This is a genomic window from Chryseobacterium sp. GP-SGM7, assembly GCF_049166575.1.
Taxonomy (GTDB): domain Bacteria; phylum Bacteroidota; class Bacteroidia; order Flavobacteriales; family Weeksellaceae; genus Chryseobacterium.
The window spans coordinates 1,913,927-1,930,485 of the sequence record NZ_JBMHFF010000001.1; the positions used below are offsets into that span (position 1 = coordinate 1,913,927).

Consider the following 16,559-nt stretch of genomic DNA (forward strand, 5'->3'; position numbering starts at 1 on the left):
CCAACTTAAGAATTTTAAAAGCAAATCGAAATGGTTAAGAAATTATTATTAGGAACATTCTGTATCGCTCAGTTTTCATTAATTTCAGCAAATGATTTAAAACCTAGTCCTAAAAACGATAACGCAGTCGGGTATTTTCAAAATGTTCCCAAAAGTGTCATTATTAAAACTAAAAAGTTTAAAATAAAGATTGACAAACAACCGAACGGAAACTACCTTTACCAATCTTGGGGAGCCAACACGAAAATTTCAGCGAAACCAAGCATGATTATCTCTGATGGGGAACTCATTCCTGACGGATCTGGTGGAAACTATTACTTCGAATTCAACAATAATGGCACATTATATCAGATCTGGAGAAATTATCTCACCGCTTCAGCCAAAAAAGCACCTTATACATTAGTCGTTATCGATGGAAATGGTGAAACGCTGGTAAGACAGGATGCGCAGGTTGTTAAAAATTAATTTTAAATAAAAAATCAAATAAAAATTCCTAATTTCACGATTAGGAATTTTTTATTTATCAGAAAACATCATGGAATTTACACTCAGAGCCAATTTAGTCGATATGATCTCAAAGGAAATTTTTCCGGCAGAAATAACTGTTTCAAATCGAAAAATTGCTGCCGTAAAAAGAATTGAAGAAACTTTAGACATTTACATTTTACCCGGGTTTATTGATGCTCATGTACATATTGAAAGCAGCATGCTTGTTCCTTCAGAGTTTGCTAAAATCTCTGTAAAACACGGGACTGTAGGAACAATTTCAGATCCGCATGAAATTGCCAACGTTTTGGGAATCGAAGGTGTAAATTATATGATTGATAATGCGAAGCAGATTCCTTTTCATTTTTATTTTGGTGCTCCATCTTGCGTTCCGGCTACACAATTTGAAACTGCGGGAGCAATCATAGATTCAAATGATATCGATGAACTTTTAAGCAGAAAAGAGATTGTTTATCTGGCCGAAATGATGAATTTCCCAGGTGTGATTTATAAAGATGAAGAAGTTTTAAAGAAAATTGTTTCTGCTAAAAAACACAAAAAGCCGATTGATGGTCACGCTCCCGGATTAATGGATGAAACGATGAAAACGTATTTTGATGCCGGAATTACTACTGATCATGAATGTTTTGGTTACACTGAAGCTCTTGAAAAGCTGAAACACGGTGTAAAAATTATGATACGGGAAGGAAGTGCAGCAAAAAATTTCGACACTTTAATTCCTTTATTAAAAGATTTTCCGGATCAAATGATGTTTTGCTGTGATGACAAACATCCTGATAACCTGATCGAATCCCACATCAATGATCATGTGAAGCGTGCTTTGAAAGCTGGTTATGATTTATTTGATGTCTTACGTGCTGCTTCATACAACGTCATAAAACACTATAATTTACCCATAGGATTATTGCAGACCGGCGATAATGCTGATTTTATTCAAATTGATAATTTTGAGGATTTTAATATTCTAAAAACATATATCAACGGAGAATTAGTAGCAGAAAATGGAGACTCTTTCATTCAATCTGTTGAAGCTCCGATCGTCAATAATTTTAATTGCAGTTTAAAACAACCTTCAGATTTTAAAATTAAAAGTGAGGGTGATAAGATTCGAGTGATTGAGGCTCTTGACGGACAATTAATTACTCACGAAACTCAGGCAAAACCCCTTGATATTAATGGTTTTGCAGAATCAAATACAGAAGAAGACATTCTGAAAATTGCAGTTGTCGATCGTTATGAAAACGCGCCAATTGCGACTGCATTTATCAAAAATATAGGTCTGAAAGACGGAGCAATCGCTTCTTGTGTTGCCCACGACTGTCACAATATTGTTGTCGTTGGTACAAATGACGATGACATTTGTAAAGCCGTCAACGCAATCATCAATGCAAAAGGCGGAATTTCTCTTGCTACAAAAACAGAAGAATTGGTTTTGGAATTACCCGTCGCAGGAATTATGACTGATCTACCTGCCGAAGAAGTTGCTGAATTATATATAAAATTAGACAGACGTGCAAAAGAGCTTGGAAGCCAATTGCGTGCACCTTATATGAGTTTATCTTTTATGGCACTTTTGGTCATTCCGGAATTGAAATTAAGTGATAAAGGCCTGTTTAACGGGAAAAGCTTTGAGTTTACAGATGTTTTTGTGAAGGAAAGCAATTAATTTTTCATTTCAGCAAAATAATTACTCTCTGCAAAACTATCTTTGGCAGCACGATAACCGATGTTGAAAATTTGTTCCAAACGGTCTTTTTTTCGCTCAAAAGTTCCGTAGCTTGATAAATCTTGTGAAGATATTAACCAATCACAATGCTCGAATTTAATCTTTTCGATACGATACGAAAGCAAATCATAAGATCGGGAAACAATTGCCTTGATCGATTTTAAATCATTGATTTTAATATCATGTGGCGGAGATACAAAAACGCCGATTAGTTTATTACAATCATTACGGATAATATCTGCAGGGAAATTATTAAGGACTCCACCATCACAAAACATTTCTTCACCTAAAATATAAGGTGTTGTAATTCCGGGAATCGAACACGAAGCAATAATTGCGTCCGTTACCAAAAAATCTTTATCAAAAATCTTTTCTGTTCCGCCCACCAATTCCGTTGCAACAATTTTTATTTCTTTGTCTAAATCACCTATTTTCATATCTCGAAAAATAGGTTTCAGATAATTATTAAAAATCACAGAAGAAACCAAACCAGGCTGATTGAATGCAAAATGTTTCCAGTTGAAAAAATAAACCGACTGAAAGAAATCTAAAATTTCTTCCGGTTTTTTACCAATGGCGTAAAGACATCCTACAATAGAACCAGCGCTACAGCAAGCCAGAATATTCACATCAATATTTTGTTCGCCAAGAAATTTTAACACTCCTGCGTGCGCAATACCTTTCGTACCACCTCCCGATAAAACCAATCCTGTTTTTTCAAAGTTCATTGAATAAATGTATGAAGATATTTTTACAAATTTTGGCTATTTTTTGTTTTAAATAAACCAATAAAAATAAATTAATTATTTATTTTTTTGCAAAAGTAGTTCTTTCATAAGATCTATTTGCTCATTTTTCGATTGTATAAGTTTTTCGTAAACTTCTCTACTTTCATTATAAAAATTTTCAATTTTACCATAAGCATTAGCTACTTCATTTTCACTTTGGTTAAAAACGGTTTGTGCTTTTAAATCTAAAAGATCTGTAATATCAGTTTCTAATAATTTAGAAATAGCAAATAACCTTTCAACGGTTAACTTAGTAGAACTATTTTCTATTTTAGCATAAGATGCTTGATTAATATCTAATTGACTAGCCATAAACTCTTGACTAAAACCTTTTAACTCCCGATACTTTCGAATGTTTTTACTAATCACATTATTCATATTAAGATTAATTTAATCGTAAAAATAATAAATTATTCACAAAATATAATACTTTTTTCATTTATTTACTCCAGATTTGTAAGACAATTAAAAACACAAGTGCACAAACTGTTTTTTATTATTTAATTTTTAATTTAAATCACTATGAAAAAAATTTTTTTATTAGCAGCTTTTGGAGTTGCAGGATTAATAAGCGCTAAAGGTGCTGTTGAAAACAAATTCGAATCGAACAAGATTAGAGTAGTAAAGAAAGTTGAAAAATCACCAACACAAACTTGTGGTGTTGTGGTTACTTATTATTCTGGAGGACAAGTTGTAGGTTCACAAACACTAACTTCAGAACAACCAACCTTAGAAAGCTGTAAGAAATGGCAAAATGGAGTTAGATTTGCATTACAAATTGCTGGTTTTTGGACAGTATAAAAAATTGTTAACTATAATATTTGCCTTTTCACTTGTGGAGGGGCTTTTATCATTAAAAAATACAAATTAAATGAATAAATTATTTTTATTTTTAATAATTGCATTTTCGCAGATTTGCGAAGCGCAGCAGATACATGTTAGATATATGAAAGTTTTATCTTCTTTTGCAACAACTCACGAAGATCTATACATTAAAAATAATCAAGCATTATCAATTCAAGATTCCATTATCATTCAAAATAAACTAAATGATAGTTGGACAACAGTTGTCAATTTAGACAATGGTAAAAAACCGCCAAAGCAATATTTTGTTTCTGATTTAACTAATGATGATGAGAAAAACTTCTTCTTTACTGCAAATGTTGATAACAGAGATTTTTTCATCTATGATAATGTTTTAAAACCAGAATGGAAAATAGATGAAACCCAGACAAAAATGGTGGCTGGATATAACTGCACTAAAGCAACGTCTACCTTCAGAGGTTCGAAAATTACTGCATTTTTCGCAAAAGATCTTCCTTATTCTACTGGTCCATTTAAATTTTATGGGTTACCCGGATTAATTCTTGATATAAGAGTTGATAATATGGATCATGAGATATGGAAAGCGGAGTTTATTAATATTGATGATCAAACAATTATTACATATAAACCAAAATTTTTAAATAAAGAAAAAATAAGTTTAAAAGATTATGTTGAAACAAAGGAAGCCCACATGAATAAAATTTTCAAAAAAGTTAGTGATGCTTTACCCTCTTCTAACAATATAAACATTACAAATAATCAAAGATTTACTGTTGAACAAAAATATGAATGGGAATAACAAAGCAACTAACCAAATTTGATTAGACTTAAAAACCACAGAGAAAATCTGTGGTTTTTTAAGTATCGTTAAACTTTGTCAGAGATTTAAACCTCTGTTTAAGCAAAAATTATATATGAATCACTTCACCGTAAGCAGCAGCAGCAGCTTCCATAATCGCTTCAGAAACTGTTGGGTGCGGGTGAATAGATTTGATGATTTCGTGACCAGTCGTTTCCAGTTTTCTTGCAACAACCGCTTCAGCAACCATATCGGTAACGCCTTCACCAATCATGTGGCAGCCTAACCATTCTCCGTATTTAGCATCGAAAATTACTTTGATAAAACCGTCTGTATTTCCGTTGGCTGTCGCTTTTCCACTTGCAGAAAGAGGGAATTTACCTACTTTAATTTCGTAACCTTTTTCTTTAGCCTGTTTTTCTGTAAGTCCCACAGAAGCTACTTCAGGGTGACAGTATGTACATCCGGGAATATTGCCATAATCGATTTTCTCAACGTGCATTCCTTTGATTTTTTCTACACAAGTGATTCCTTCAGCAGAAGCAACGTGCGCCAAAGCCTGAGTCGGGATGATATCACCGATTGCATAGTAACCCGGAACAGAAGTTTCGTACCATTCGTTGACCAAAACTCTGCCTTTATCCGTCTGGATTCCCACCTCTTCAAGACCGATGTTCTCGATGTTTGCAGCAATTCCGACAGCAGATAATAAAATATCAGCTTCAAGAGTGATGTTTCCTTTTTCAGTTTTTACGGTGGCTTTTACACCGTTTCCGCTTGTATCAACACTTTCTACAGAAGCGTTTGTCATAATATCGATTCCTGTCTTTTTCAAAGATTTCTCTAAGTGTTTTGAGATATCTTCATCCTCCACAGGAACGATGTTTGGTAAGAATTCAACAATAGTCACTTTCGTACCCATTGTGTTATAAAAATCAGCAAACTCTACTCCGATAGCACCAGAACCTACAACAATCATAGATTTTGGCTGCTCAGGAAGAGATAATGCCTGTCTGTATCCGATTACTTTTTTACCATCCTGTGGTAAGTTTGGCAATTCTCTAGAACGGGCTCCGGTAGCCAAAATAATGTTTGCACCTGTATATTCGGTTACTTTCCCGTCTTTATCTGTAACAGAAACTTTTTTCCCTTTCTGTACTTTTGCAGTTCCTAAAATAACATCAATTTTATTCTTTTTCATTAAGAATTCAATTCCTTTGCTCATTTTAGAAGCAACACCACGGCTTCTCTGAATAACATTCGGAAACTCAAAACTAGCTTCCACTTTATTCAAACCATAATCTTCTGCATGATTAATATAATGAAAAACCTGAGCCGACTTTAACAAAGCTTTCGTTGGAATACAACCCCAGTTAAGGCAGATTCCTCCTAAATTTTCTTTCTCGATGATTGCAGTTTTAAAACCCAACTGTGCCGCTCTGATTGCTGTAACATATCCACCAGGACCACTCCCGATAACAATAATATCGTAATTCATTAGTTTAAAAATTTTATGCGAATTTACGGAAAATATATTGAATTCTTAAGTTTCCAAAAGCAGTTCTTACAATGCTTTATTATGATCATTTTAATTATTAAATGAAAAAAGAGAATACATTTGTATTCTCTTTTCTCTATTGTCTGTTTTTATTTGAATTATCTTGCTGCTCTCAGCAATTTTTTCTCATTCTGATATCTTAGATTCAAAGCTCTCATCTGATCAGCTTTCATTTTTTTCGTTGCAAGGGGATGATTCATAATTAGCTTCTTCTCATTTCTATATCTTTTATCCAGCTCATTTGCCTTACTGTTTGCCAACTGCGTTTTTGAAGGATGCGGTGGCGGTGTCGGGCGTGACGGGTGTCTCTGTGCTGAAGCTGTAGTTGATAATCCTACGAGTAAAACTGCTGTTATTAAAAACTTTTTCATGACTTTAAATTTTAATGATTGAATATTTCTCTACATTCAATTCAATCAGATTCAAAACAGTTATTACATATTTCATACCACATTTCAATTTGTGAAAATTAATCTTTTAAATTAAATTTACTTTTTATTGTAAGCAACCCTCCAGACAATACCACTCACATCGTCTGCTACAAGTAATGAACCATCTGCAATCTGTAAAACTCCGACAGGTCTTCCATATACGTCTCCTTTTTCTTTATTAGCAATAAAACCTGAGAGAAATGGCTGATAAGATGCTGAAGCTTTTCCGTTTGAAAAAGGAACAAACGCAACCTGATAACCTACCAATGATGAGCGATTCCAAGAACCGTGTTGTCCGATAAAAGCCCCATTTTTATACTTTTCAGGAAACTGATTTCCCGTATAAAAAGTCAGACCCAAAGAAGCAGTATGCGAACCCAAAGGAACATCCGGAACAATTGTTTTTGCAACTAAATCCGGTTTCTCCCCTTTTCTTCTCGGGTCTTCATTTTTCCCGAAATAGGCATAAGGCCATCCATAAAATTGATTTTGTTTTACACTGGTTAAATAATCCGGAACCAAATCATCGCCCAATTCATCTCTTTCATTCACAACTGTCCAAAGTTCTCCGGTCGTCGGATTCCAACTCATTCCGACTGGATTTCTCAGACCGGCAGCATAGATTTTTTCTCCGGTTCCATCAGGATTTACTTCTAAAATATTGGCACGTCTCACTTCATGCTGCATTCCATTTTCTCCGACATTACTTCCGGAACCGACAGAAATATAAATTTTAGAATGGTCTCTATTCGCGATTAAATTTCTCGTCCAGTGATTATTGTAGCCTCCTGCAGGAAGATTGACGATTTTCTTTCCGGGGTCTGTAATTTTTGTTTCACCTTCTTTGTAAGGATACACCCAAAGTCCATCCGTATTGGCAACGTAGAATTTATCTTTGATAATCAACATTCCGTAAGGCTGGTTTAGATTATCAAGAAAAACTGAGGAAGATTCTGCAATGCCATCTTTGTTGGCATCTCTGTAGAGTATAATTCTATTAGCAGATTTCCCACCCACTTCAGCATCACTTTTCCCGCTGATATCATTTTTGATTTTCTCGGTTTTGGTGCGTTCAGAGTTGGAAAGTACGACGAAAATATCGCCATTTGAAGCCTGAATCATGTTTCTCGGACTTTTAATATTTTCCGCAAAACGAGTAACCGTGAAGCCTTCCGGAGCAGTTGGTGTTTTTCCTGCAGGCCAACCGATGACATTGCTGAATTTATTTTTTGCACCCTTCTCATCGGGCGCCGGAAGTTTCAGAGTATCGCTTTGGGCCGCAACCACAACCTCTTTTCCTTCTGCTAATTTTTTGTCTTTACAAGCTGCCAAAAGAGTGATGGCAACGGGAAGTATCAATTTTTTCATAATGGTAATTTGGAAATTCCGAATATCATAACAAGAATCGTTCCCGGAAAATATTATTTTACAACCGCGTGAATGATGCTTTTGCGGTTCCAGGTGTAAGAAATGTGAATTTTGCCGTCGCCGGTCTGAATAACCGTCGGATACGAAAACTCATCACCGTCTTTTCCGTTTTCCAGAGTCAAAACATCTTTCCAGTTTCGGCCGTCGTCAGACATCGCAATATTGAGTTTTGTGCGGCCTTCCCACCAGTTTTTTCCGCTGATTTCAGGGTTGTAAACAATCAAAAATGTATTGTCTTTAAGCTTAATGACATCCGTTCCAGAATTTGGATTGGCAAGATTTGTTGGTTCCCATTGCGACCAGGTTTCTCCATGATCTTTTGAATACGCAGTCATCACTTTGTTTTGCTGACTTCTTGCTAAAAGCTGTAAACTTCCGTTTTGATGTTCCAAAATACTTGGCTGAATGACCTGAGCATCCTTTTGATTATAATTTACCGGAATTTTGCGCCACGTTTTTCCTCTGTCTTTGCTGATTTCCAAATGAACCTTCCAGTCTTTTTCGCTGAATTCAATGCTTGACGGCGAGATAAGATTTCCGTTTTTAAGAAGCAAAGGTCGGTTTTTCACCGGACCAATTAAATTTTTCAGTTCAACAGATTCCAACCAGCTTTTTCCCTCATTGGTTGATATCTTAGAGAAACCTTTCCACGCTCTTGGATTCTGTCCTTCTTTATAAAACAGAAACAGCGTGTCACTTTTCGGCAAACTGTACAGAACGGGATTCCAGAGTGGTTCAGATTTTAATTTTCCTGAATAATTTTCAACAATAATTTTTGGTGCCGACCATTTCTGATTTTCCAGTTCTGACGACCAGATTTTTACCGAAGAATCGCCTTCATGATCGCCGCCAAACCAAGCTGCGATGATCTTTCCTGACTTAGTTTCGGTTAAAGTGGAAGCATGGCACTGTTTGAATCCCGCAGAATTTTCAGTGAATATTTTTTCTTTGGAAATTAAAACCGGTGTATAATTTTTGCAGGAAATTAGCAGAAAAATTAATAAAAAATTTAGGATTAAATTTCTCATTCAACTTCAATATTTTGTTTCAAAGGCAGATTTTTAGAGGAATTTCCAGCAAAAATTCTGTATATCCCTTTTTCGACAATCCAATCCAATTTTTCGTTTAAAAATTGTAATTCTTTCACCGGAAACTCAATTGAAACTTCTTTGGTTTCTCCAGCTTTTAAATAGACTTTTTGAAAACCTTTTAATTCTAAAACCGGTCTCGAAACTGAAGCCAGCAAATCTTTTACATACAACTGAACAACCTCGCTTCCTGCTTTTGAACCCGAATTTTTAACTTTGACCTTTGCAATAATTCTGTCGTTTTCAGAATATTTCGTTTTATTTAATTGCAAATCTGAAATTTCAAAAGTCGTATAACTTAATCCAAATCCGAAAGGATACAAAGGTTCACCACTCAGATCGTGATAATCATTTCCTCTTCCTGTCGGATGATGATTGTACGTTAAAGGCAACTGTCCTTCCTCAATTGGGAATGTTACGGGTAATTTTCCTGAAGGATTTTCTGCCCCGAAAAGCACTTTGGCAACAGCATTTCCACCTTCTTCACCAGGATACCAAATATCCAAAATTGCTCCTACTTTATCCTTCCAGTCAGTAGTTTTTATTGCAGAACCGCCGACCATGACTACCGTTGTCGGCTTATTCAATTTTGAAACTTCCTGAATAAATTTCTCCTGATTTCCCGGAAGACTCAACGAAGAACGATCCTGAAATTCTCCTTCGTGAATTCCGGCTGTAACGATGATGTAATCTGCATTTTGAGCGAGCTTTAATGCTTTATCAAAATTTTTTTGATAATCGGTTAAACCATAATTCCAGATCAGTTCGATGTTTGCTTCGCCTCTGTTTTCATGGAATTCTACTGCAATATCATATTTTTGACCTTCTACGAGGTCTATGTTAACTGTTTTTGTAGAGTAACTCAGCTTTTCCCAGTTATCAATTAATAACTTTCCGTTTAAATATAATCTGAAACCGTCATTTCCTCTTAAACCCAATTGATACTTTCCTGAATTTGGACCTTCTAATTTTCCTGTCCAGCGGACGCTGTAATTGTCCGGCTGTAATTTTTCAGGATTTGGAGAATATAAAGTCCATTTGAAATTTATTTCTTCATCCTGCTTTTCAAACGCTGGATTTCCCTTTAAATCAGAATTGGAGAAATAGTTTGCTTTCAGACCTTTTTTATTTTCAGAAGATAAAAACTCTGCTGGAATGGTTTGAAATTCCTTTAAATTCCAGTCAATACCTTTTGAATACTTGATTTCAACATTTTTATTTTTGACGAAATTTTTAATTCCATCCAAAATATTTACTTTTTTATTTCCCGGCCCGGAATAACCACCCAATCTTGCATCGACAGCATCTGTTCCTACCACCAAAATCTTTTTCACCTTGTCAGAAATAGGGAGTGTTTGATTATTATTTTGGAGCAATACAAAAGATTCGACAGCAGTTTTTTCCGCTAAAGGTTTGTGATTAATTTTCTTTAACTCTTCAATATCTCTTTCAGAAACATAAGGGTTTTCAAACAAACCCAATTCAAATTTTGCCCGTAAAACTCTTGCCACTGCATCGTCAATTCTCTCTTTTGAAATTCTTCCATCCAGAAATGGAGGCATAAACAATTTATAATGCTGATATTCTGTCTGGAAAATCACATCAAGTCCTGCATTAATAGCTTGTGCAGAAGCATCGTCGTAATCTTTGGCTGTAAAATGCAAAACATTTGCGCCGCCAACCGCACTTGCATCGCTGATTACAAAACCTTTGAAATTCCATTCATTTTTTAATTTCTCTGTTAACAACCAATGATTTGCCGTTGATGGTCTTCCATCCAATAAATTATAAGACGTCATTACTGAACGACTTTTGCCCTGTTGAAAGGATTTTTGGAAAGGAATCAAATGCGTTTCTTGTAAATATCTTTTGCTCCAATGAATCGGGTAAGAATCTCGTCCGCCTTCCCCGACATTTGCTAAAAAATGTTTCGGAGTTGTAATGATTCCCTGATTTTCAAAAGAACTGACAAAATTTACTCCCATCACAGAAGTTAAAAACGGATCTTCACCATAAGTTTCTTCCGTTCTACCCCATCGAACATCACTCGCCAGATTCACAACGGGAGTCAAAATCTGACGAATTCCTCTCAATTTCGATTCTTTGGCAATTGCTGTTGAAATTTCTTTCATTAATTCAGGATTGAACGTTGCCGACAAACCAATCGCCTGTGGAAAAGCTGTTGCTCCTTCCCGCATTAATCCGTGCAAAGCTTCATCGAAAGGAATAATCGGAATTCCCAATCTGGATTCTTCCACAAAATATTTCTGAATGGAATTGATTTTTTTCGCTAGTCTTTCAGCATCTTCATTCGCATTGTATTTCAACAATTGTCCGGCAACTCCTCCACCTTGATTTCCTGCACTTACCTGTAAACCGAAAATTCCATGAGAATACTGACCTTTCGGAACATTATCCAAATCTCCGGGAATCATGAAGCATTGCCAGAATTTTTCTTCCGGCGTCATTTTTTTCAGCAAATCCTGAACTCTGGCTTCTAAAGGTTGTTTTGGGTCTTTGTATAGAGGTTTTTGAGCTGAAATAAATATTGTGCTCAATAATGAAATTACTATAATTTTAAATCGAAGTTTAAAATGCATTACAAATAATTTAGTTTAATATAATCTTCTGTTTTGAAACAAAAGAACCAAAAATTCAAGACTGGATTCTTCAGCTAAAATTTTGAAAAACTTCCTGAAATTTCCAAAACTCGGGCGGAAAGAATATTATTGCCGTCACTCAAACAGTGGAAATTTTTTAACGGAATTTTCTCAAAATTTCTTGACGCTTCCGAATCCTAAGTTATTTTTAAAATATTCACTAATTCAACCATTGTTTAATCTGAATTACGGTTGAATATTTTAATTGAGTTCTTTCGTTTGGTAAGTTTATTTCAATTGAATTTCCTGATTTTTTCCATTGGATTTTATTTTTCAGGCCTAAAACCTTTAGTGATTTTGGTTTAAAATTTTCAGGAATTGTAAAGCTTAATGTTGATGGCGACTGATAATTTCCAGTATCCGTTAAATGAAATATATTGACTGTTTTACCATCTTTGCTTTGGGTATAATAAAAATTCCCATCATGATAAGGCGACACTGCTCTGGTCGAAAAAACCGCTGACTGATTGTGATCCATCCAATTTGAAATTTCTTTTAATCTTTCATAAACAATCGGATCATAATCACCGTTTGGTCCGGGAGCAATGTTCATCAGGTAATTTCCACCTCTGGAAATAATTTTCACTAAGGTTTCAATAATTTTCTGAGACGATTTATAATTGTCATTCGGAACGTACGAAAACGAATCGCCCATCGTAATACAGCTTTCCCAAGGAATTGAAAGTGCCTTTTCGGGAACGGCTTGTTCGGGTGTCACATAATTTTCCCATTTTCCTGGAACGGTTCGGTCTACAACGATAATTCCCGGCTGATTTTTTCGAGCCATTGTTCCGATTTTATTCATATCAATATCCTGCTCAACTTTAATCGTTCTTTGCCATTCTACATTTGGGTCGATCGTGTGAAACGGGCGAACCCAACCTCCGTCTAACCAAAGAATATCTACTTTACCATAGTTTGAGGTAATTTCGTTTAACTGATTAAAAGTAAAATTCTTGAAGTTGTTCCATCTTTCAGGATATTTTTTCGGATCATAATTCACATTTCGGTCTTTTGGCGGAAAATACGACCACCAGTAATCATCTGAATGCCAATCCGGTTTTGAGAAATAGGCTCCGATTTTGAAACCATCTTTCCGGAACGTATTAAAAATCTCTTTTACCACATCCGCTTTTGGATTTTTGGAAAAAGGGGTGTTTGGTGAAGTTATTTTGTAATCAGATTGTTTAGTATCAAACATTGCAAAACCATCGTGGTGTTTTGTGGTAAAAACTACATATTTCATTCCGGCCTTTTTCGTCGCATCTGCCCATTTTTGCGGATCAAACTGTGTCGGATTGAATGTTTTCTGCAGATTTTCGTAGTTTTCAACGTATTCGTTGTAAGACTTTCCATGTTCAGGCTTTCTTTGTGTCCAAGATTCGTCTTCGGGGCAAAGACTCCAGCTTTCGACAATTCCCCATTGGCTGTATGTTCCCCAATGCATGAATAATCCGAATTTTAAATCCTGCCAGTTTTCAAGATTTTGAATAACAAGCGGATCTGTCGGTTTTTGATAACCATCGGAAACATTGTGAGCCTGTGAAAAAAAAGCTGATGATATGAGTATTGAGGAAAGGAAAATAGTTTTCGCTTTTGATGTGGTGAACATTGATGTTTAGTTTTTGCTAAAATACTGTTTAACCACAAAAGGCACAAAAGTTTTTTGACACATAAGTCACATTGGTTTTAGTTCAATGGCTTACGGATATTTTAGAACACATGAAATTGAAAATCTAAGATTTTCTTTTTGGGGAAAACAAGCTTAGAATTTCCAATCTTACTCTTTTTACTTTCAGTTTGTTTCTTTCAGAAGATATTTTTTCATTCTCACTTCAGCAGTAAATTCAAATTCAGACTTATATTCCATTATCCGTGAAGTGATTTCTGCAGTGATTTTCTATATTTTCCGCAGTTGATTTAATTAATCTATTTCGTTCTGAGAGAAAATTTTTCATATAGTTTCTAAGAAAAAATCTGCTGAAAAGTTTTCCGATAATTCCGAAAGGAGATTCGAATTCCAGAATATCTGTCATTATTGTCTTTCCGTTTTTCTTCTTTGAAAATATGCTGATGTTTAAAAGACTTAAATCTTCCTTTTATCATAACATCGGTAAAATAATGCGGTTTTTTCATCTCAATAATTTTAGACTGATGGGTTTGATAAAATCCTAAATGTTTTGCTCTCCATGTTACGGTTTCGCTCAATTCAATTAATCCAAAAGTTCTTCCTGCAATTGCTTTTTCATTTGTTTTAGAAGTTGATTTTTGGTGTAAATCAATATCTCTCGATAAATCGAAAACGGTTTGGATGTTGGCGTTGATGATTGTTTTGAGATGGATTTTTGACATTTTAAAAAGTTTGTTTTTTATTTAATTCAGGTAAAACTTTATCTATTCTTTCTGCCAATTCCTGTAATTTAATAGTGGGAACAGCCGGAAAAAGATGATGCTCCATGTGATAAAACATGCTGAACGTTAATTTATTTTTCCAAAATCCACGTTGTGTTCTTGCGATATTTGGATTTTCATGAGTATCGTGATGAACAGTCCAGACTGCAAAAAATGCCATTAAAAATTCTCCAAAAAGCATTATTGAAATATGATAGATGAGAAAATCAATTTTAAAATAAAATGCTACAAAAACAAAAATTGAGATTGAAATCAATTCAAAAAACAAATTCTTTCTACAGTTTTTGTTGGCTTTTTTAAAGGTAATCCAATGAATAAGAAACATATGTTTTGGACCGTACAAAATGGCTTCATACCATTTCATCGATGCAGATTTTCCTTCATAATCCTCTTCAGAAAGACAATATTTATGATGTCTGATGTGATTGAACTTTACCGCATGAATCGACGCCATCATTGAAATGCTGTTTAAATACATTGAAAGCCAAGTCAGAAATTTTCCTGTTCCTAAGGAATTGTGAAATCCATTGTGAACCTGTCTTAAAGCTGCCAAAAAATAAAATCCTGAAAAAGGAAGCGCCGCCCAATAATATCCTTTGTAAGCCAAGAATAAGGAAATGATAAGCCAAGGAAGACTGATGTTATTTTCAATCAGCATTTCCTTTGTAGAAAGAGATTTTAAATCTTTCCATTCTACTTTTTTTATTAATTCGGTATGGTTCATTTTTAGTTTTTAGATACGTTAATAAATCAATTTAAAAAATTTCAAGTTATCAAGATTTTAAAAGTTTATTCTTTTCGTTTTTCCAGCGAAATAAAATATGAGAATTAAATGAATGATTAAATTTTTCATAATATTTGATTTTTAAGAGTCAGATAACTCATCATTTTGAATTTTATCTTTGTTCATAGCATGTTTACGGCCTTTTAAAAATAAAAGTAGATTCAGAAGCATCATTACTCCAAGATAAATTGAAAATCCACCAATTTTTTTGCTTAATGCGACAACCAATCTCTCAACAGTTTCAATTTGAAAAAACTCAATGATACAAAGAGCAAAACCTATATTTAAAAGGTAAAAACCAATCTTGAACAATGAATTTGTTGCCATTGCAATGTCTTCTTTCTGGTGAAAAATATCAATCATAAAGGTTTTCGAATTTTTAAACAAAAACTGAGATACAAAAATCGTCAACATTATAACAATCGGTAAGTAAATCATGTACGCTGAAAAGTTGTAGGTTGCTGTGGTTAAAATCGTTGCAGTCATCATTTTATTATTTTATAATTAAATTTTTTCTTAAAAAGTACAGTGTAAAAATATTCATGAAGTGTAAAACACAAAGAATCAAAGTGATATAACCAATTTTTATTGATGTAACAACCAAAATTTCTTCCATCGTGTTCACTTTATTCCAGGTCGATAAACTAATGGCAATATATCCGAGATTAATCAGATAATAACATCCCAAAAGAATTCTGTTAATCGTTAAACAGAGGTTTTTGTCATTAAGCAAATATTCCAGATACGTTTTGCCCGCATTGTAACATCTTCTTCCCACATCAATTGTGATGTACGAGCTGATCGTAAGGAAAAATAAATATGAAATTATATTAAACATCTTATAATTATTATACTTTCAATATTTTTTGAAAATTATATTGAAATAAAAAAGGATTTAAATTCCTTTTTATTTTAACAAGTTAGTGATTTTTCCAACCAGCCAATGATCGTCACTTTTAATGGCAAGATCCATAATATTATTTATTTTTCCTGTCACAGAACTAAAATCAGCCATTAATTTGATGAATTCTTTAGCTTCATCCGAATCTTTGTCTTCAATATTTTTTAATTCCTCCAGAAATGAAATTACTGGTTCTATTTCTCTTTTTCTACGTTCTTTTGTGATTTGCTTAAATAAAAACCAGACATCTTTCTCGGCGTAGAAATATTCTTTTCGGTCACCTTTTATCAGTTCTTTTTTTACAATTCCCCAATCCATCAAACCCCGAAGATTCATATTGGCATTTCCTCTGGAAATTTCAAGTTGTTCCATCACCTCATCTGTTGAAAGTGCTTTTCCATTTGCCAAAAGCAATGCATGCACCTGCGCCATTGTACGATTGATTCCCCAATTGGTAGCAAAAGTTCCCCAAGTCTGAATGTATTTTTCTTTGGCTTCTGAAAGCTGCATCTTTTTATTTTTTTAATTTCTATTACAAATGTAACTATAATTTTTGAATTTTCAATAATTAATGAAAGTTTATTTATATTATTTTAGTTTTAAAAAAAAGCTGATCTCAAATAGAAAATCAGCCTTTGAATTTTATAATTTA

General features: G+C 34.2%; 17 protein-coding genes. 4 read left to right on the top strand and 13 right to left on the bottom strand.

Going from position 1 to position 16,559, the window contains the following annotated elements:
- Positions 1–30: 30 nt before the first annotated feature.
- Together ACOOWA_RS08610 and ade are read left to right on the top strand one after the other, a co-directional pair.
- Positions 31–465 carry a hypothetical protein gene (locus ACOOWA_RS08610; RefSeq protein WP_421374572.1) on the top strand — a complete coding sequence of 145 codons (435 nt, stop codon included), beginning with the start codon at positions 31–33 and terminating at the stop codon, positions 463–465.
- 70 nt (positions 466–535) lie between these two features.
- Positions 536–2,173, top strand: coding sequence for an adenine deaminase (ade, locus tag ACOOWA_RS08615; RefSeq protein WP_421374574.1), 1,638 nt, complete (start codon positions 536–538; stop codon positions 2,171–2,173).
- Here ade and ACOOWA_RS08620 read toward each other — a convergent pair.
- Both ACOOWA_RS08620 and ACOOWA_RS08625 read right to left on the bottom strand, forming a co-directional pair.
- Complete coding sequence (locus ACOOWA_RS08620) at positions 2,170–2,961, bottom strand: patatin-like phospholipase family protein (protein WP_421374575.1); 792 nt, start codon at positions 2,959–2,961, stop codon at positions 2,170–2,172. The two genes, ade and ACOOWA_RS08620, sit on opposite strands and share 4 nt — an antisense overlap.
- A 75-nt stretch (positions 2,962–3,036) precedes the next feature.
- The gene (locus ACOOWA_RS08625; protein WP_421374577.1) at positions 3,037–3,399 is read right to left on the bottom strand and encodes a helix-turn-helix domain-containing protein; all 363 of its coding nucleotides are present in this window, start codon (positions 3,397–3,399) and stop codon (positions 3,037–3,039) included.
- Between the two features lie 144 nt (positions 3,400–3,543).
- Between ACOOWA_RS08625 and ACOOWA_RS08630 the strand changes: the two genes are divergently transcribed.
- Both ACOOWA_RS08630 and ACOOWA_RS08635 read left to right on the top strand, forming a co-directional pair.
- Positions 3,544–3,822 (top strand): hypothetical protein, encoded by a 279-nt coding sequence (locus ACOOWA_RS08630; RefSeq protein ID WP_421374579.1) that lies wholly within the window; start codon positions 3,544–3,546, stop codon positions 3,820–3,822.
- Between the two features lie 70 nt (positions 3,823–3,892).
- Positions 3,893–4,645, top strand: a complete 753-nt coding sequence (locus tag ACOOWA_RS08635; protein ID WP_421374580.1) for a GLPGLI family protein — start codon at positions 3,893–3,895, stop codon at positions 4,643–4,645.
- Positions 4,646–4,754: 109 nt separating this feature from the next.
- Here ACOOWA_RS08635 and lpdA read toward each other — a convergent pair whose 3' ends face one another.
- The 11 genes from lpdA to ACOOWA_RS08690 all read right to left on the bottom strand — a co-directional run bounded on the left by lpdA (position 4,755) and on the right by ACOOWA_RS08690 (position 16,417).
- The gene (lpdA, locus tag ACOOWA_RS08640) at positions 4,755–6,143 is read right to left on the bottom strand and encodes a dihydrolipoyl dehydrogenase (protein WP_421374582.1); all 1,389 of its coding nucleotides are present in this window, start codon (positions 6,141–6,143) and stop codon (positions 4,755–4,757) included.
- Between the two features lie 158 nt (positions 6,144–6,301).
- On the bottom strand, positions 6,302–6,574 hold the full coding sequence (locus ACOOWA_RS08645; protein ID WP_421374584.1) for a hypothetical protein: 273 nt from the start codon (positions 6,572–6,574) through the stop codon (positions 6,302–6,304).
- A gap of 117 nt (positions 6,575–6,691) precedes the next feature.
- A complete protein-coding gene (locus ACOOWA_RS08650; RefSeq protein ID WP_421374585.1) occupies positions 6,692–8,002 on the bottom strand; it encodes a PQQ-dependent sugar dehydrogenase in 1,311 nt (436 codons plus the stop codon).
- A gap of 53 nt (positions 8,003–8,055) precedes the next feature.
- Positions 8,056–9,090, bottom strand: coding sequence for a sialidase family protein (locus tag ACOOWA_RS08655; RefSeq protein WP_421374587.1), 1,035 nt, complete (start codon positions 9,088–9,090; stop codon positions 8,056–8,058).
- Entirely contained in the window at positions 9,087–11,708 is a 2,622-nt protein-coding gene (locus ACOOWA_RS08660; RefSeq protein WP_421374588.1) for a glycoside hydrolase family 3 N-terminal domain-containing protein, read from the bottom strand. The genes ACOOWA_RS08655 and ACOOWA_RS08660 overlap by 4 nt, the downstream gene beginning before the upstream one ends.
- Positions 11,709–11,970: 262 nt before the next feature.
- Positions 11,971–13,422, bottom strand: coding sequence for an alpha-L-fucosidase (locus ACOOWA_RS08665; protein WP_421374589.1), 1,452 nt, complete (start codon positions 13,420–13,422; stop codon positions 11,971–11,973).
- A gap of 353 nt (positions 13,423–13,775) precedes the next feature.
- Positions 13,776–14,162, bottom strand: a complete 387-nt coding sequence (locus ACOOWA_RS08670) for an SRPBCC family protein (RefSeq protein ID WP_421374590.1) — start codon at positions 14,160–14,162, stop codon at positions 13,776–13,778.
- A 1-nt stretch (position 14,163) separates the two neighbouring features.
- On the bottom strand, positions 14,164–14,946 hold the full coding sequence (locus tag ACOOWA_RS08675) for a fatty acid desaturase (protein WP_421374591.1): 783 nt from the start codon (positions 14,944–14,946) through the stop codon (positions 14,164–14,166).
- Positions 14,947–15,087: 141 nt separating this feature from the next.
- On the bottom strand, positions 15,088–15,492 hold the full coding sequence (locus ACOOWA_RS08680) for a hypothetical protein (protein WP_421374672.1): 405 nt from the start codon (positions 15,490–15,492) through the stop codon (positions 15,088–15,090).
- A gap of 7 nt (positions 15,493–15,499) precedes the next feature.
- Positions 15,500–15,844, bottom strand: a complete 345-nt coding sequence (locus tag ACOOWA_RS08685; protein ID WP_421374592.1) for a hypothetical protein — start codon at positions 15,842–15,844, stop codon at positions 15,500–15,502.
- Positions 15,845–15,913: 69 nt separating this feature from the next.
- A complete protein-coding gene (locus ACOOWA_RS08690; protein ID WP_421374593.1) occupies positions 15,914–16,417 on the bottom strand; it encodes a GbsR/MarR family transcriptional regulator in 504 nt (167 codons plus the stop codon).
- Positions 16,418–16,559: the final 142 nt, after the last annotated feature.